We start from the raw sequence: 17,398 nt of genomic DNA, 5'->3' as shown, positions 1-17,398 counted from the left end.
ACACGACGGATCGCGCCCGCCCGTCACCGTAGGCTGGAGCCATGGCGGAGAAGTCCTGGTCCCTCGGTCGCGCGCTGCGCGGCATGTTCGTCAAGCCCACGATCGACGAGACGACGTGGGACGACCTCGAGACCGCGCTGATCGGTGCGGACTTCGGGCCCGACATCACCGAGCGCGTCGTCGACGAGCTCCGCGAGAAGGTCGAGCGCTATCGGACGACCGACCCGAAGGATCTGCAGAGGATGCTGCGCGAGACGCTCGAGGAGCACTTCGCGAAGTTCGACACGACGCTGAAGCTCTCGGAGCGGCCGGCCGTCGTGCTCGTCGTGGGCGTGAACGGCGTCGGCAAGACCACCACCATCGGCAAGTTCACCAAGTTCCTGCGCGGCTACCAGCGCAGCGTGGTCGTCGGCGCCGCCGACACCTTCCGGGCGGCGGCCGTCGATCAGCTCGCGACCTGGGCCCAGCGCGCCGGTGCGGCGATCGTCAGGCCGGAGCAGCAGGGACAGGACCCGGCATCCGTCGCCTATCAGACCGTCGACTACGCGAAGCAGAACGGCATCGAGATCGCGATCATCGACACCGCCGGCCGCCTGCACACCAAGGGCGGGCTGATGGACGAGCTCGGCAAGATCAAGCGCGTGGTCGAGAAGCAGGCGCCGATCAGCGAGGTGCTGCTCGTGCTCGATGCCACGACCGGCCAGAACGGGGTCATGCAGGCGGAGTCGTTCCTTCAGCACGCCGGCGTCACCGGGCTCGTGATCACCAAGCTGGACGGCTCGGCGAAGGGCGGCTTCGTCCTCGCGGTGCAGGAGCGCACCGGCATCCCGGTGAAGCTGCTCGGCCAGGGCGAGGGCATCGACGACCTCACCGGCTTCACGCCGCACGTGTTCGTGCAGTCCCTCGTCGGCGCCTGATCCGATCTCGCCGGTAACGCTGGCGCGTCGGGCTGGCGCAACGCGCACAAGGCTGGTTGCATAGCGATATGGCGATCGAACACGACTACTTCGGACTGCTGTCCTCAGGGCCGGACGGGTCGATCTTCTGGTCGGAGCGCGTCGACCTCGGCGACCAGTCGGTCACGGTCGACCTCACGGCGCCGGACCAGGACGACGTGTCGATCGACGCGCTCGACATCGCCGCGGCGCTCATCAGCGGACTCGAGGACGTGGATGGGACGTCGCGCCGCGCCATGCTCTCCGAGCTCGACGACCGCACCAGCGAGGTGACCGAGTTCATCCTGCAGCAGCAGGAGGAGTTCGGCGACCAGCTCGCCGACGTGCTCGTCGACGTCTCCGGCGACGACGCGGTCGACATCATCCGTTCGCTGACGCTGATCAGCATGACGATCCTGGTGGACGAGCACGGCGGCGACGATCCCTTCGCCGTGCTGGAGTACACCCTCGACGCGGGCGGCGCCGACGACGTGCTGCTGGTGAACCTCGCCTCCGACGGCTCGGTGCTGTCGGTGATGAGCGGCGACTGAGTCGCTAGGGGGCGGAGAGCGGTACCTGGCGGTAGTCGGCGGGCGGCAGCAGGCCCAGCCCGCCGGGGGCGTCCACCGCGTCGTAGATCCGGGCGGTCTCGTCGTCGTCCGCGGCTCCCATCGTCGCCAGCAGCAGGCCTCGGACGGCGGCGGTCTCCTCTGCCGAGAGGATGCGCGGCGCCGACGACGTGCCGGCTGCGAGCACCGTCAGCAGCAGCCCGCGCACGCGTGGCATGCCCTCGCGGACCGGGGGCTGATAGTAGGGCAGATCCAGCACGGCTGCGCCGAGGCGCTCGTAGAACCTCAGGCGCCGTGCCGGGTCGCCGAACCGCGGGTGCGGGGCGAAGACATCGGGCCGCTCGACCTCGGCGACAACCAGCCGTATGCCGTCCCACGCCGTCCAGCGCGCGTTGCCGGCTTCGACGAGCGCCGTGCCCGTTCCCGAGCACCGGAAGGTGCTCGCCACGGCGAGCCAGTCCACGAGCACGGCCGAACCGTGCCGCTCGCCGACGATGGTGCCGGCGATCTGCTCGCCTTCGCGTGCGACGAGGACGTCGAGCTCGCCGCGCATCCCGGCGTCGAGGAAGTCCTCCCGGGTCACGAGCTCGGTCTCCGGGAAGCTTGCGGCCAGGACGCGATCGTAGGTGAGCCCCAGCAGCTCGGCGTCGGCAGCGGTCCTGATCATGGATCGCTCTCTTCCGGTCGCTCCGCGTCGGGCGCTGGGCGTCGGAGGATACGGCGGCCCGAGAGCACCGCCAGTGCCACCCCGGTGGCGGCGGCCAGCGCGAGGACGATCGCGACCAGCCACCACGCGACCGGACCGCCCCAGTCGGGATATCCCGTCTGCAGCACGGAGGCGATCCCGGAGAAGCCGACGACGGCGAACACGATCCCGAGCACTTCGAAGACGCGTCCGTTGCGTCGGTCGCGGTCTTCGCGTTGACGTTCCGCCTGCTCCTCGAGGTCGCGACGCTGCTGCTCGATGAGTGCGCGCTCTGCGGCGTAGGCGTGCTCCATCCGGCGATGCACCACCTCGAGCAGGGGCTGCAGCCGCGTGCCGAGGACGTCGCGCACGGCTCGGGTGAACCCATCGCGCAGATGCTGGTACCCGTTGGAGTCCAGGATCGTGTCGAGGTCGGTGCGCAGCGGCGGCGATGTCACCATCGAGGGCGACTCTATGAAGAGCATGATCGCCTCGTTCGATTGCACGAAGGCCTGCAGCGACAGCTCGGTACGCTCCACCTCGCGCACGAGGCGGTCGAGGTCGGCGATGGCCTCGGCGCGCTGCGTCGAGAGCGCGTACTCGCGTCGATCGTCCAGCTCGTCGGTGCGGCGCAGCACGATCTCCGCCTCGCTGAGCAGGCGCGCGATCCGCTCAGCGAAGTACCGGACGCCGTCCTGCCAGCCCTGGTACATGCCGTGCATGCTGTGCGCGAACTCGATGTAGCTCTCCATCTCCTGCACAGCGAAGTCGGGGGAACCGAACGCGGCGAGCAGGGTGACGTTGCTGTTGGACGCCAGCAGCTCGCTGTTCAGATGCAGCAGGGACCAGGTCTCGACCGCGTCGAGGTCGTACAGGGCCCAGTCCGCGATGCTCGCCGCGCCGCTGGGCAGCGGATGCACGAGCGGCTGCACGCCCCAGAGATCGAGCAGACCTCGCGTGTCGGTGAGTGCGGTACTGCCATGGGGGCCGATCCGCGACGCCGCCACGATCGTCGCGACGATGCCGAACGATCCTTCGCGTGCTGCCAGGCGCGTGCCGTCCACTGCTCCGGCGATGCCGTCGAGCATGCTCCGCAGGCCCTCGAGCAGGTCGTCGACGACCTCCGGCAGACCGGAGACCGTCCGGTCTCCGGAGACTCGCATCCGGAGCATCCCGTCGATCTCGGTCAGATCTCCGAACACGGGTGTGGCCAGATGCACGGCCTCCGCGACGCGATAGGCGGGTGCGTCGTGCAGGTCGATGTCGAAGACGATGGAGTGGTTGCCCAGCTGCGAAAGCTGGATGCGCGTGTGCACGGTCTCCAGCGGCGTCCCGTCATCGGAGCGCTCGAGCCGGATGTCGGCGAGGCGGATCGTCGCGCCGCGGTAGCCGCGCCCGAAGTTGTCGGTGCCCTGCCAGACGTCGCTCAGATCCAGCCGGCCGCGCGCCTCGACGATGTCGAGGCCGCCGATCGTCCGGCCAGCGTCGCGCATGGCGACGGCGTCCTCGTGGAGGGCGGCGACAAGGCCGATCGGGTCGTCCCAGACGCCGGTGCGGATGCCGAACGAGTAGACGATCCGCACCCGTCCGTCGTCGACGTGCAGCCACTCCCGCTCCCGCACCGCCTCGAGCCGCTCGATGGCCGCGAGGTGGCCGCGCAGCTCGCTGGCATCCATGTGGTTGAACGAGGCGGAGGCGATGTCGGAGCGGATGCGAGCGAGGTCGCGGGCGGCGGAGCGACGGTCTCCGCCGGAGCATCCGCCGCCCGATCCGTGCGCTGTCGCGCACGCTCCGGTAATAGGTCTCCTCGTTCGAGGCCTCGCGGAGCAGCGCGTGACGGGCCGCACCCGACGGCTGCGCGCGGACGGCCTCGACGAGCGGGGCCACGGCCGCCACGGCGGCGTCCGACGCGTCGACGACGACGTCGAGCCGCCCGGTGAGCAGAGCCGTCTCGACCCGGAACTCGCAGAGCATGAAGCGCAGCAGCGCCCAGGCCAGTGCGCCGAGATCATCCTCCGGGGCACGATCCCCGCCGCGGGCCGCGACCGCTGCGTCACATGCCGTCTCGATGGCGACGACGAGCAGTTCGTGGTCCCAGGCCATCGCCCAGGCGTCGTTGACCAGGTTGCGCATGTAGAGGGCGAGGATGACGCCGCCCAGCGGCAGCCGAGCCGCGGCACGGACCGCCGGCGGCAGCGCGCGCCGCAGCAGGTGGTCGGGTGCTTCGGCGTCGTCGTCGCGCTCGTCCTCGAACACCGCGCGCCACCAGGTGCTGCTGAGCAGTTCGGTGAGGTCGAGGCGCTGCGCAGGGGAGAGAGCATCGGCGTCGCCGCGGGTGGCCTGGGCATCGAACTGCGCGGTCAGCCACTCCCGTGCGACGTCGGCGGGCGCGTCGACCGAGGCGAAGACGGCGTCGTTCTCGCGCGTCCGGCTGTCCCCAGGGCTCGCCATGCGCGTCATTCTACGGGTCGGCGTCGGGTTCGCCACCCGGCTGGGTCAGACCGCCTGAGCGAAGCCCAGGTCGGCGCTCTCGGCGATGTGGGCGAGGTGCGGCGGGATCTCGCGGCCCTTCGAGATCATCGACTGCGCCCACAGGCGACCGGCGCGGTACGACGACCGCACCAGGGGGCCCGCGAGCACGCCGAGGAATCCGATCCGCTCGGCCTCCTCCTTGAAGCCGACGAACTCGTCCGGCTTCACCCACCGTGCGACCGGCAGGTGGCGGGGCGAGGGGCGCAGGTACTGCGTGATCGTGATGATGTCGCATCCGGCGTCGTGCAGGTCCTGCAGCGCCTGCACGACCTCCTCGGGTTCCTCGCCCATGCCGAGGATGAGGTTGGACTTCGTGATCAGGCCGGCCTCGTGGCCCTGCGTGATGACGTTCAGCGAGCGCTCGTACTTGAAGGCCGGCCGGATGCGCTTGAAGATCCGCGGTACGGTCTCGACGTTGTGCGCGAACACCTCGGGCCGGGCGTCGAAGATCTCGCCGAGGAACGCCGGGTCGGCGTTGTGCTCGTTGGCGAGCAGTTCGACGCCGGTGTTCGGGTTCATGGCGTGGATCTGCCGTACGCTCTCGGCGTTGAGCCAGGCGCCGGTGTCGGGCAGATCATCGCGCGCGACGCTGGTGACGGTGGCGTAGCGCAGGCCCATCCGCTGCACGCTCTCGGCGACGCGCCGGGGCTCGTCGGTGTCGTAGGCGTCGGGCTTGCCGGTGTCGATCTGGCAGAAGTCGCAGCGGCGGGTGCACTGCGAACCGCCGATGAGGAAGGTGGCCTCGCGATCCTCCCAGCACTCGAAGATGTTCGGGCAACCGGCCTCCTGGCACACCGTGTGCAGGTCCTCGGTCTTCACCAGCGACTGCAGCGCCTGGTACTCGGGGCCCATCTTCGCCTTGGTGCGGATCCACTCCGGCTTGCGCTCGATCGGGGTCTCGGCGTTGCGGACCTCCAGACGCAGCAGCCTGCGGCCCTCGGGTGCGGCGCTCATGCGACCACCTCCGCGTACTCGGCGGTGAACGCCTCGGAGACGGCCCGCACGAGGTCGACCGGCGACACGTCGCGGCCCGTGACCTCGCTGACCGTGGTGACCCCGGCATCCATGATCCCGCACGGAATGATGCCGCGGAAGCCGGCGAGCGTGTTGTCGCAGTTGATCGCGAAACCGTGCATGGTCACGCCCTGCTGCACGCGCACGCCGATCGCGGCGACCTTGTCCTCGCTGAGCGGTCGGCGCACCCAGACGCCGCTGCGACCATCGACCTGGTAGCCGTCCACGCCGAAGGGCTGCAGGATGCCGATGAGCAGCCGCTCCATGCGCCGCACGTGCGCGACGACGTCCATCGGCTCGGGGAGGCGCACGATCGGGTATCCGACCAGCTGTCCCGGCCCGTGCCAGGTGATCTTGCCGCCCCGGTCCACGTCGACCACGGGCGTCCCGTCCTGCGGGCGCTCCTGAGGCTCGGTGCGCTTGCCGGCGGTGTAGACCGCCTCGTGTTCGAGCAGCAGGAGCGTGTCTGGGCGGCTGCCGGCGACGACGTCGCGGTGCACGCTGCGCTGCAGGTCCCAGCCGTCGAGGTACGGGACGAACTCGGGGTCGAGTCCGGCGATCTGGATGTCGAGCATGTGCGCACTCCATCGGGTCACGGTTATTGGATCGCGTCCAAGAATACCTCTGTTCCGCGATCACGCGGCACCGATACGCTGTGGCACATGGATTCAGGGTCGCGAGCAGGTCGTCCGCGGGCATCCTCGCGGGAGACGCTCGCCGAGGCCGCGTGCGAGCTGTTCCTCGAGAAGGGGTACGACGCGACGTCCGTGGCGGACATCACGCAGCGCGCCGGCGTGAGCCGTTCCAGCTTCTTCAACTACTTCTCGTCGAAGAGCGATGTGCTGTGGTCGGGGTTGGATGCTCGCATCGACGATGCCCTCGTCGCGCTGGCCGCACTGGGCACGGATGCCACGGGGCCGGGCGTCCGCGCGGCGCTGACCCACGTGATCAAGGACTTTGCGCCCGATCCGCTGGCACTCGCCATCCGCAACGAAGCGGCGATGGGCCTTGAGGCCGAGCTGCAGCGGGATCGGGGAGTGCGGCACGGACGACTCGCCTCGGCGGTGGCATCGGCGGCGCGGGCGTCCGGCGTCGACGAGATCCCGGCCGACATCCTCGGTGCTGCCTGCGCGGCCGCCGTGCTCTCGTCGATCCGCGTCTGGGCCGAGCAGGGCGCCGTACAGGCCTCGCTCGAGGCGCAGTTCGACGCTGCCCTGCGCTGCATCCACGATCTTCCCTGGGCATGAGCGCATGACGGCGAAGCGTACGGCTCCTCTCCCGTAAACTTGAGCGCATCATGGCTACCTTTGGCACGCTCTCCGATCGGCTGACCGAGACCTTCCGCAACCTGCGCACGAAGGGCAAGCTCAGCCCGGCCGACGTCGACGGCACCGTCCGCGAGATCCGTCGCGCCCTGCTCGACGCCGACGTCGCGCTCCCCGTCGTCAAGGACTTCACCGCCAAGGTGCGCGAGCGTGCGCTCGGCGACGAGGTGAACAAGGCGCTGAACCCCGCGCAGCAGGTGGTGCAGATCGTCAACGAGGAGCTCGTCGCGATCCTCGGCGGCGAACAGCGCCGCCTGGAGTTCGCCAAGACCCCGCCGACGGTGATCATGCTCGCCGGCCTGCAGGGTTCCGGCAAGACGACGTTCGCCGGAAAGTTGGCCAAGCAGCTCGAGGGCGAGGGGCACACCCCGCTGCTCGTCGCCTGTGACCTGCAGCGCCCGAACGCCGTCACCCAGCTGACCGTCGTCGCCGAGCAGGCCGGAGCCGCCATCTACGCGCCCGAGCCCGGCAACGGCATCGGCGACCCGGTCAAGGTCGCCAAGGACGGCGTGGAGCATGCCCGTCGCACGCAGCACGACGTCGTCATCATCGACACGGCCGGCCGCCTCGGCGTCGACGCCGAGCTGATGAAGCAGGCCGGCGACATCCGCAGGGCGACGAACCCGGACGAGGTGCTGTTCGTCATCGACGCGATGATCGGTCAGGACGCCGTCAACACCGCGAAGGCGTTCCAGGACGGCGTCGACTTCACCGGCGTCGTGCTCTCCAAGCTCGACGGCGACGCCCGAGGCGGTGCCGCACTCTCGGTGGCCTCGATCACCGGCCGCCCGATCATCTTCGCGTCCACGGGTGAGGACCTCGACGACCTCGAGCCGTTCCACCCCGACCGCATGGCGAGCCGCATCCTCGATCTCGGTGACATCCTCACCCTGATCGAGCAGGCGCAGTCCGCGTTCGACGAGGCCGAGGCCATGAAGGTCGCCGAGAAGCTCGCGAACGAGGCCTTCACGCTCGAGGACTTCCTCGAGCAGATGCAGCAGATGCGCAAGATGGGCTCGATGAAGAAGATGCTCGGCATGCTGCCGGGCATGGGCCAGATGAAGCAGCAGCTCGACGACTTCGACGAACGCGAGATCGACCGCACCGAGGCGATCATCCGCTCGATGACCCCGGCCGAGCGCCGCAACACGAAGCTCCTGAACGGCTCACGCCGGCTGCGCATCGCGCGTGGTTCCGGCATGACCGTGACCGACGTCAACCAGCTCGTGCAGCGCTTCGAGCAGGCGGCGAAGATGATGAAGACCGTCGCCCGCGGCGGCACCCCGCAGATTCCCGGCATGGGCCCGATGGGCAAGCCGGGTGCGTCCGCCAAGCGCGGCAAGAAGGGCGCCAAGGGCAAGAGCGGCTCGCGATCGGGCAACCCGGCCAAGCGCGCCGCCGAGAACGCCGGGATCGCCACCGGACCCGCGGAGGCCACCGGCTCGGGCTTCGGCCTCGGCGGTCAGAAGGCGCCGAGCGAGGCCGACATGGCCGAGATCCAGAAGCTGTTCGGCAAGGGCTGAGCTCTTCCGGCCGTTGAGCGAGGCGAAGCGACGAAGCGCCCGACGCCAGCGCAGCGCGTTTCGTCTCACTCGCTGCGCTCCCTCGCTCAACGACCGGGAAGCGGCGCGTCCTCCGAGAGTTCGACACCGTGTCGCTCGCGCAGCGAGCGGAGGGTGTCCTCCACCTCGGCATCCGTCTTCACGCTGTCCCAGCCCATCAGCACTGCCATGGCATCCGCGACGGTGCGCACGGTTGCGGCATCCGCATCGCCGGTGAACACGAGGTTGGTGCGCCGGAACAGGATGTCGGAGACGCGGCGCGCGTGCTCCCGCTCGATCATCCAGAGCAGCTCGCGGGTGGACAGCTGGTCGCCCAGCAGCGGCCGGTCCTCTTCCTCGGCGAGGAACTCGGCGACATGCGCCGCGCGCGTCCCGTACCGCACGAACAGCACACGGCCGCGCGCGGAGTCGCCCACGTTCTGCCGCAGCCACTCCACTGTGCGTCGGGGAGTGCGCGGGTAACCCTGGCCGCCGCCGATGCGCACCCCCTTCGTCCTGGTCATGCGCGGGCGACCGAGCTCGGCGAGCACGCGGTCGGACAGGGACTCGCCGAGGGCGCGGAACGTGGTCCACTTGCCGCCGACCAGGCTGAGCACCGGCGGCAGCCCGGCATCCTTCCGCCGTTCGATCCGGTAGTCGCGCGACACGAAGCCGGGTGCGGTGTCGTCGTGGTGCGGCAGCGGACGGATGCCGGAGAACCGGTACACGATCTGGGAGCGATCCACGGGGATCGAGGGGAAGACATGTCCGATGAGGTCGAAGAAGTAGTCGATCTCCTCCTCGGTGCACACGGCGGGCTCGCGCGGGTCGGCCTCGAGATCGGTGGTGCCGACGAGCACCTTGCCCTTCAGCGGATAGATCAGCACGATGCGTCCGTCGGAGTGCTCGAAGAAGATCTCCCGGCCACCGGTCGCCGCCATGAGCTCGGGGTGGTCGAGCACGATGTGCGAACCCTTGGTCCCGCCCATGAAGGCGGTGCGCGTGCCGAGCGACGCGTTGGTGAGGTCCGTCCACGGGCCAGAGGCGTTCACGACCACATCGGCGGCTATGCGGAACTCCTCGCCGGACTCGCGGTCGCGCAGCAGCACGCCCGCGGGATCCAGCCCGATCGCGTCGACGTAGTTGAGCACGCGGCCGCCGGCCTTCTCGCCGTCGCGCAGCACATCGAGTGCAAGGCGCTCAGGATCGTGGGCCGAGGCGTCGTAATAGGTCGCGGTGTACTTCACCCGGGGGTTCAGGCGGGGGAGATCCTCGAGCGACTTCCTCCGCCCGCGGAAGCGATGCCGAGGCACGGTTCCGCCGTCGCGCGAGAAGGTGTCGTAGATCGTGAGGCCGGTCTTGATCAGGAGAGCACCGCGCTCGCGCGGTTTTCCCGACCCGTGGAACACGAAGCGGAACGGCGCGGTGAGGATGCCTGAGAAGGTCGAGTAGATCGGGATCGTCGTCTCGAGCGGCTTCACGTAGTGCGGCGCGGTCCGGAGCAGGTCGTTGCGTTCCTGCACCGACTCCTTCACCAGACGGAACTCGCCGTTCTCGAGATAACGGATGCCGCCGTGGATCATGTGGCTGGACGCCGAGGATGCGCCGGAGGCGAAGTCCTCGCGCTCGACGAGCAGGACGTCGACGCCCTGCATCGCCAGATCGCGGAAGGCGGAGATCCCGTTGATCCCTCCGCCGATGATCAGGACGGCGGCACGTCCGACCTCTCGTGCTTCTCGGACGTCAGCGCGCTCGATCGTGCTCATCTCAGTTCCTCCCCGGCTTCGTGTCTCCATCCTCCGCTCTGCCGGCACACACGCGCAACAGGCGTGCACGAACGTGCAAAGATGTCGGCATGACAGACGACGTGCGGGACCCGAAGGGGGCGGTCGTGCTGCGGGCAGCCCAGATGTACTACCTGCAGGACATGACCATGGACGCCATCGCGCGAGAGCTGCGCACCTCCCGGTCGTCGGTGTCGCGGCTGCTCAGCAGTGCCAGGAGCACCGGTCTCGTCGAGATCAGCATCCGCGCTCCGCAGGAGCAGCAGAACAGGCTCGAGGAGACCATCCGCCACCGCTACGGCATCGCCGCGCACGTCGTCGCCACACCGCAGAACCTCAGCGACGTGGAGCGGTTCGAACGCATCGCGATGACCGCCGCGCGGATCCTGCCGCAGTACGTCGACTCCAACATGATCGTGGGGATCGCCTGGGGCACCACCCTCGACGCGATCAGCCGTCATCTGGTGCACAAGGAGACGCACAACACCGTGTTCGTGCAGTTGAACGGCGCAGGCAACACGTTCACCTCCGGAGTGGACTACGCGAGTGAGATCCTGCAGCGATTCGGCCGGGCGTTCGACGCGGGCGTGCAGCAGTTCCCGGTGCCGGCGATCTTCGACCGCGCCGAGACGAAGCAGGCGATGTGGCAGGAGCGCAGCACCCGCCGCATCCTCGATCTGCACCATCGCGCGGACCTGGTGCTGTTCGGGCTCGGATCGCCGTTCGGCGACGCGCCGAGCCGCGTGTACGCCGGCGGGTACCTCGACAGGGACGACTACCGGACACTGCGCGAGGACAGGGTGATCGGCGACATCGCGACGGTGTTCTACCGGGAGGACGGCACGTGGGACGGCATCGGCCTGAACGAGCGGGCATCAGGACCGGCGCTGCCCATGCTCAAGCGGGTCGCGCGCAGGATCGCCGTGGCATCCGGGCTGCAGAAGCTGCCGAGCCTGCAGGGCGCGATCCGTGCCGGCCTGATCACCGACCTCGTCCTCGACGAGAGCCTCGCCGAGGTGCTGGTCGGCTGACGCTGCACGTTCGTGCGCGGAGTCGGGGGCGCACGCCGGTTCCTCCTAAGCTGGCAGGACAGCGGGCCCCGGATGCCCGGACACGGGCGTCACAGGAGAGCCGATGCACATCGTCGCCATCGACCAGGGAACCACGAGCACACGAGCGATCGTCTTCGACGATGAGGGGCGTATCGCCGGAGTCGGGCAGCGCGAGCACGAGCAGGTCCTCCCTCGTCCGGGCTGGGTGGAGCACGATCCGAAGGAGATCTGGACCAACGTCCAGGACGTGCTCCGTCTCGCGCTCGAGCAGGCGCAGGTGACGGCCTCCGACGTCGCTGCCATCGGCATCACCAACCAGCGCGAGACGGTCATGGTCTGGGACCGGGCGACCGGCGAGCCCATCGCGAACGCCATCGTGTGGCAGGACACCCGGACCCAGGATTTCGTCGACTCCCTCGCGGCGGACGGCGGCGTGCGACGTTTCGCCGCGAAGACCGGGCTCCCGCTGGCCACCTATTTCTCGGCATCCAAGATCCGCTGGATCCTCGACAACGTCGACGGTGCGCGGGTGCGTGCGGAGGCAGGGGAGCTGCTCTTCGGCACGCCGGACACCTGGCTGCTCTGGAACCTCACCGGGGGAGCCGAGGGCGGCGTGCACGCCACCGATGTCACGAATGCGAGCCGAACCCTGCTGATGGACCTGCGCACGCTGCAGTGGGATGACGACCTGTTGCGCGAGTTCGGGGTGCCGCGGGCGATGCTGCCGGAGATACGCTCGTCCGCCGAGGTGTACGGGACTGCTGCGGGGACGGTGCTCGACGGCGTTCCCATCGCCGCGATCCTCGGCGACCAGCAGGCGGCGACCTTCGGGCAGACCGCGTTCGACGCCGGCGAGTCCAAGAACACCTACGGCACCGGCAACTTCCTCATCGTGAACACCGGGGAGGAGATCGTCGACAGCTCGAACGGACTGATCACCACCGTCGCCTACCGGATCGGCACGGACGCCCCGCGCTACGCGCTGGAGGGCTCGATCGCGGTGAGCGGGTCGCTCGTGCAGTGGCTGCGCGACAACCTCGGCATCATCTCGCAGTCGCCGGAGGTGGAGGAGCTCGCCCTCACCGTCGACGACAACGGGGGAGTGACCATCGTCCCCGCGTTCTCCGGACTGTTCGCCCCCTACTGGCGACCGGACGCCCGTGGCGCGATCCTCGGGCTCACCCGCTTCGCGAACAAGGGACACATCGCCCGCGCCGCCCTGGAAGCCGTCGCGCTGCAGTCGCGTGACGTGCTCGACGCAGTGGTCGCCGACACCGGGCGGCCGGTGCAGGAGCTGCGTGTGGACGGCGGCATGGTGGGCAACGACACGCTGATGCGCTTCCAGACCGACGTGCTCGGAGTCCCCGTCATCCGCCCGGCGATCGTCGAGACCACGGCGCTGGGCGCCGCCTACGCAGCGGGACTGGCGGTCGGAGTCTGGTCCGGCCCCGACGAGCTGCGTGCGATGTGGCGCGAGGACGGACGCTGGGAGCCGGCCATCGACGACGAGGAACGGGAGCGCATCGTCGCTCATTGGCGCAAGGCGGTGGAGCGCACCTTCGACTGGGCCTGAGCGTCCGGCTCAGCTCAGATGATGGTGCGGCCCGGTGCGGAACTCGTCGATGAGGTGCTGCACCACCTTCCGCAGGTCGCCGCCGGTCGCGTCGGCGACAGCGAGCTGGCGCTCGTAGCTCGCGCCGGTGTCGAGGATAGACCCGACCCGCGTGAACTCCGCGCCGCAGCGCAGGTCCACGGCGACCGGTGCGAGCGTCTCCAGCAGCTCGAGCAGGTGCTCGCGCACCGGACGCTGGATGCCGGAGGAGTCGACGATGATCGTGGCATCCAGCCCGTAGCGTGCCGTGCGCCACTTGTTCTCGCGGTGATACCACGGCTGCAGGACGGGCAACTCCTCGCCCTCGTCGAGGCGGCGCGAGAGGTGCTCGACGAGCACCTGGGTGAGCGCCGCGATCGCGGCGAGCTCCCGCAGCGTCGACATGCCGTCGCACGCCCGCACCTCGATGGTGCCCCAGCGCGGGGCCGGCCGGATGTCCCAGCGCACCTCGGTCGCGTCGGACATGACGCCGGTGCGCACCATGTCGTCGAGGTAGCCCTCGTACTCGGCCCAGGTGCGCAGCGGCCAGGGCAGCCCCGCCGTGGGCAGCTGCTGGAAGACCAGCGCCCGATTGGACGCGTAGCCGGTGCGCTCGCCCGCCCAGAACGGGCTGGAGGCAGCGAGGGCCTGCAGGTGCGGCAGATAGGCGGACAGCGCCCCCACGATCGGGAGCACCTTCTCGCGATCCTCCACCCCGATGTGCACGTGGATGCCCCAGATCATCATGTTCCGCCCCCACCACTGGGTGCGATCGATGAGCGCGCGGTATCTGGTCTTGTCGGTGACGCGCTGGTCGTACCACTGCGCGAACGGATGGCTGCCGGCCGAGAGCAGCTCGATCCCGGCGGGGTCGGTCGCGGCCCGAACCTCACGGATCGCTGACGAGATGTCGCCGATCGCCTCGGCGACGGTGGCGCCGACACCGCTGGTCACTTCGACGGTGTTCGTGAGCAGCTCGCCGGTGACGGTGTGCCGGCTGTCGGCGCTGGCGGCCTCGAGCGCCTCGAGGAGCTCGGGCGCGCGGCCGACCAGGTCGCCGGTCTGCGGATCGGCGAGCATGACCTCCCACTCGACTCCGACGGTCGAGCGTGCGGAATCGGCGAAGGCGATCGTCACGAGCACAGTCTGACACGCGATGCGCGCCCGAATGCATCGGGCGCGCATCGCGGTTCAGCCTCCCCGACCTGCGGGACGTGTCAGCCGACCCGCACCGTCCACTTGACCCACTTCGTGGTGATCAGCAGGTTCGCGTTGACCCCGTGCACGACGTGGCCGATGGCGCTGCCGCCGCCACCGCCGCCGACGAGCTGCTGCTCGGCCGGCTTGATGTTGTCGAGCCGCGGCGGCTGCTTGTCGTAGCAGATGCGTCCGATCGCGGCCCCGTTCGTGCCGTAGACCTCGTAGTGCCCGTCGACCCGGAAGACCTGCATGGCCGTTCCGTTGCCGGCGTAGTACTCGTCGACCGACGTTCCATGGCTCCTCGCGTACTCGAACTCGCCGAAGGTCGACGACGCCTTGTCCGGGCAGGCGGTGGCGGCCGGCACCTGCGACGATGGCGAACTCGCCATCGCCGGCGCTGCGACGCCGAGCGCCGCGGTGGATGCGAAAGCCGCGGCGAGAAGCACCGCGGGCCCCCTGGTCAGTCTCTTCATGATCGTCCCCCTTCTGATCGACAGTGCGGACCGGGACATCCTCCCGCGTCCCGCGCCGTCCTCTTCCGTCTTCGAAGCTACGGGGCCGTCACGGACCGGGCATCCGTGGTACCACGGAATCTCGAGCGCTAGGGTGCAGGTACTGCTTCCGAGCTTCAAGGGGGAGGAATGCTCATAGGCAGAGACCCCGAGATCGGGCGTCTGACGGCGTTGCTCGACGAGAGCGCACCGGTGGCGACGCACCGGGTGGTCTTCATCGACGGTCCGATCGGGATCGGCAAGACGGCGCTTCTCAGCGGCTACCTCGCCGGATCGAGGCCGACTCGTCTGCTCTTCGCGCGCGCCACGGAGTCGCCTGCGCACATACCGCTGGCCGGGGTCGGCGGGATCGTGGAGGCGGCACTCGACGAGGAGCTTCCCGAGCTGCTCGCAGCAGGATCCTCCATGCGCAGCCTGCGGCGCCGCGTCCGGGAGGCGATCCCCGAGAAGGCCATGATCGTCGTGGACGATGTCCAGTGGCTGGACCAGGACTCGGTGGATCTGCTCGTCGAGCTCCTGTCGACGCCGTCAGGGGGAGACCTTCGCTTCGTCTTCGTTCATCGCAGCTCCTTCGCCCCAGGCGAGCTCTCCCGTGCGGCGACGCGGGGAGGGCACGCAGTCTGCCGCATCTCCCTCGCGCCACTCGACGACGAGCAGTCCGTCCGGCTCCTCGAACGCTGGGGCGCGGTGAGTCCTGCGATCCTGCGATTGGGCGGCGGCAATCCCCTTTACCTCCGTCTGCTCGCGGAGGGCAACCCCGTCGCGGATCGGGCTGATCCGATGCCCCTCGACGTATCCGCCGGCCTCGATGACACGCTGCGGGTGGAGATCGCCGCGCTGCCGTTCTCCGCGCGCCGTGTCCTGCACGCGCTGTCACTCGTCCCGCCCCCGCCGCCTTCGGCGCTGTCCGCGCTGACCGGACTCGATGAGAACGCTCTGCTCGACGCCTCCGAGCTGCTCGCCGCGCGCGGGCTCAGCGATCCGCTTCAGCTCGAGATCCTGCATCCGCTGATCGCAGCTGCGGCCCATCGCGACATGGATTCCGCGACCCGGACACGTCTGCACAGGATCGCGGCTGATCGGATGTCGAGTCCGGTCGACCGAGCCGCCCATCTGCGCCATCTCGGCGCGCATCTCTCGGACGCCGAGGTCGATGCCCTGCTGGAGGGGGCAGCGATGGTCATCGCGACCGCACCGCGGAGCGCGTTGAGGCTGCTGCAGCCCAGCAGGCGCATCCCTCATCGCGGGCGCGATCTGCTGCTCGCGAGGGCACTGCTGCTCGATGGGAGGCCGCGTCAGGCCGAAGAGCTGCTGCGCGCGCTGATCGGGGACGACGACTCCTCGAAGGAGGCGACCGCTCTGCTGATCCAGGCGCTGCGGATCCAGGGACGTCCGGACGAGGCGGTCGAGTTGGCGCGGGAGGTGAGCGACTGGGAGCTGCACCCCGAAGTCGCGATCGAGGCGGCGACCCTGATGGTCATGCACGAGGACACCCAGGACGCGGATCTCATCGAGAAGGCGGCGCGCTCGTCCTCGGAGCCGGGAGTCGCGGCCGCCCTGTCGGCCCTCACCGCGCTCGCGCATCTGAGACACGGAGACGTGCCGAGCGCGCGGGTGCACTACGCGGCCGCGCGGGACGGCTTCTCATCGATCCCCGCCTCCGGGCTGCTGCCCGTGATCGGGGCGGTGACCGCCGCCGGATGGAGCGCGCACATGGTCGGCGACTTCGAGGGCGGGGCGTCCCTGGTGCGTCGTGCGATCCAGCTCGCCGAGCGCAACGGGCGAGTCCACGCCCTGCCCCATCTGTATTCGATCCTCGCCTTCCTGTGCATCCCTCTCGACAGGCCGGAGGAGATCCAGGAGCTCGTCGAGAAGGCACTCGACGCCGCGGAGCGATACGACTGGCCCGATGTGATTCCGCTCGCGACGACCGCCGCGCTCGTCGCCGCGCCGGACCGGGCGGCCACGGAGACGTGGTATCGGCGTGTCGCCCAGCTCGAGCTGCCGCGCACCTGGTGGTGGCGAGAGGTGACCGCGCTGTTCCGTGCCAGAGTCGAGATCCGCCTCGGCATCCCGGCGGACGTCTCGGCGCTCGCCGTCGACGGCAGCGATGTCTTCGGCATCCAGAAGCACATCGGGCTCGGCGAGCTCGCTCTCGCGCACGGCGACATCCGCACGGCCCGGCTGCATGCGGACGGCGCGAGCGCGCTCGGCGCGCGATTCGGAGTGCCCTATCTGTCCGGCCAGGCCGAGCTGTTCCGTGCGGAGGTGCTCCGCGCCATCGGCAGCATCGGAGATGCGCGCGACGCCGCCCGCCGGGCGGCGCTGCTGTTCGCCGAGGCGAGAGCGCCGCTGTACGCGCGCAGCGCCGAGACCTGGCTGCGGCGACTGGACTCGGCGACGCCGCGGGTCCCGGCGGCGCCCGCACCGGGGGAGTCGCTCACACGCAGAGAACTCGACGTCGCCGAGCTGGCGGCAGAGGGTCTGAGCAACCGCGAGATCGCGGATCGGCTCCACCTCAGCATCCGGACGGTGGAGAGCCATGTGTCGCGCATCCTGCACAAACGCGGTCTGCGCTCCCGTGCCGGCCTCGCGAGAGATCTCGATGCGCGCTGACGGCCGGTCGTTCCGATGCCCGTCGCGACACGCGACGGGCGG

General features: G+C 69.7%; 14 protein-coding genes. 7 read left to right on the top strand and 7 right to left on the bottom strand.

Features of this window, described 5'->3' with window-relative positions; translation table 11 throughout:
- Window positions 1–41: 41 nt before the first annotated feature.
- Window positions 42–917, top strand: coding sequence for a signal recognition particle-docking protein FtsY (gene ftsY, locus L2X99_RS06480; RefSeq protein ID WP_236124512.1), 876 nt, complete (start codon window positions 42–44; stop codon window positions 915–917).
- Between the two features lie 68 nt (window positions 918–985).
- Window positions 986–1,486, top strand: coding sequence for a DUF2004 domain-containing protein (locus L2X99_RS06475; protein WP_236124513.1), 501 nt, complete (start codon window positions 986–988; stop codon window positions 1,484–1,486).
- A 4-nt stretch (window positions 1,487–1,490) separates the two neighbouring features.
- On the opposite strand, the gene L2X99_RS06470 is transcribed toward L2X99_RS06475, so the two are convergent.
- The 4 genes from L2X99_RS06470 to lipB all read right to left on the bottom strand — a co-directional run bounded on the left by L2X99_RS06470 (window position 1,491) and on the right by lipB (window position 6,310).
- A complete protein-coding gene (locus L2X99_RS06470; RefSeq protein WP_236135772.1) occupies window positions 1,491–2,171 on the bottom strand; it encodes a GNAT family N-acetyltransferase in 681 nt (226 codons plus the stop codon).
- Window positions 2,168–4,036, bottom strand: coding sequence for a hypothetical protein (locus L2X99_RS06465; protein WP_236135771.1), 1,869 nt, complete (start codon window positions 4,034–4,036; stop codon window positions 2,168–2,170). Before L2X99_RS06465 ends, L2X99_RS06470 begins: the two co-directional genes overlap by 4 nt.
- A gap of 649 nt (window positions 4,037–4,685) precedes the next feature.
- Window positions 4,686–5,675 carry a lipoyl synthase gene (gene lipA / locus L2X99_RS06460; protein ID WP_236124517.1) on the bottom strand — a complete coding sequence of 330 codons (990 nt, stop codon included), beginning with the start codon at window positions 5,673–5,675 and terminating at the stop codon, window positions 4,686–4,688.
- Window positions 5,672–6,310 carry a lipoyl(octanoyl) transferase LipB gene (gene lipB, locus L2X99_RS06455; protein WP_236124518.1) on the bottom strand — a complete coding sequence of 213 codons (639 nt, stop codon included), beginning with the start codon at window positions 6,308–6,310 and terminating at the stop codon, window positions 5,672–5,674. The genes lipA and lipB overlap by 4 nt, the downstream gene beginning before the upstream one ends.
- Before the next feature lie 87 nt (window positions 6,311–6,397).
- Here lipB and L2X99_RS06450 point away from each other — a divergent pair, with 87 nt between their 5' ends.
- Together L2X99_RS06450 and ffh are read left to right on the top strand one after the other, a co-directional pair.
- Window positions 6,398–6,982 (top strand): TetR/AcrR family transcriptional regulator, encoded by a 585-nt coding sequence (locus tag L2X99_RS06450; RefSeq protein WP_236124519.1) that lies wholly within the window; start codon window positions 6,398–6,400, stop codon window positions 6,980–6,982.
- Between the two features lie 50 nt (window positions 6,983–7,032).
- Window positions 7,033–8,583: a signal recognition particle protein gene (gene ffh / locus L2X99_RS06445; protein WP_236135770.1), complete on the top strand. Its 1,551-nt coding sequence runs from the start codon at window positions 7,033–7,035 to the stop codon at window positions 8,581–8,583.
- A gap of 86 nt (window positions 8,584–8,669) precedes the next feature.
- Here the strand turns inward: ffh and L2X99_RS06440 are convergent, their stop codons facing one another.
- Window positions 8,670–10,367: a glycerol-3-phosphate dehydrogenase/oxidase gene (locus tag L2X99_RS06440; RefSeq protein ID WP_236135769.1), complete on the bottom strand. Its 1,698-nt coding sequence runs from the start codon at window positions 10,365–10,367 to the stop codon at window positions 8,670–8,672.
- 89 nt (window positions 10,368–10,456) lie between these two features.
- Between L2X99_RS06440 and L2X99_RS06435 the strand changes: the two genes are divergently transcribed.
- Both L2X99_RS06435 and glpK read left to right on the top strand, forming a co-directional pair.
- On the top strand, window positions 10,457–11,416 hold the full coding sequence (locus L2X99_RS06435; RefSeq protein ID WP_236135768.1) for a sugar-binding transcriptional regulator: 960 nt from the start codon (window positions 10,457–10,459) through the stop codon (window positions 11,414–11,416).
- A gap of 103 nt (window positions 11,417–11,519) precedes the next feature.
- Window positions 11,520–13,010, top strand: a complete 1,491-nt coding sequence (gene glpK, locus L2X99_RS06430; RefSeq protein ID WP_236135767.1) for a glycerol kinase GlpK — start codon at window positions 11,520–11,522, stop codon at window positions 13,008–13,010.
- Between the two features lie 9 nt (window positions 13,011–13,019).
- On the opposite strand, the gene L2X99_RS06425 is transcribed toward glpK, so the two are convergent.
- Window positions 13,020–14,165: a glutamate--cysteine ligase gene (locus L2X99_RS06425; protein ID WP_236124520.1), complete on the bottom strand. Its 1,146-nt coding sequence runs from the start codon at window positions 14,163–14,165 to the stop codon at window positions 13,020–13,022.
- A gap of 80 nt (window positions 14,166–14,245) precedes the next feature.
- Window positions 14,246–14,701 (bottom strand): hypothetical protein, encoded by a 456-nt coding sequence (locus L2X99_RS06420; protein ID WP_236124521.1) that lies wholly within the window; start codon window positions 14,699–14,701, stop codon window positions 14,246–14,248.
- Window positions 14,702–14,869: 168 nt separating this feature from the next.
- Here L2X99_RS06420 and L2X99_RS06415 point away from each other — a divergent pair, with 168 nt between their 5' ends.
- The gene (locus L2X99_RS06415; RefSeq protein ID WP_236135766.1) at window positions 14,870–17,356 is read left to right on the top strand and encodes a helix-turn-helix transcriptional regulator; all 2,487 of its coding nucleotides are present in this window, start codon (window positions 14,870–14,872) and stop codon (window positions 17,354–17,356) included.
- Window positions 17,357–17,398 lie beyond the last annotated feature (42 nt).

This window comes from Microbacterium sp. KUDC0406 (assembly GCF_021582875.1).
Taxonomy (GTDB): Bacteria; Actinomycetota; Actinomycetes; order Actinomycetales; family Microbacteriaceae; genus Microbacterium.
Note: the sequence above shows the minus strand (reverse complement) of the source record. Positions and strands in the feature narration are given on the sequence as shown.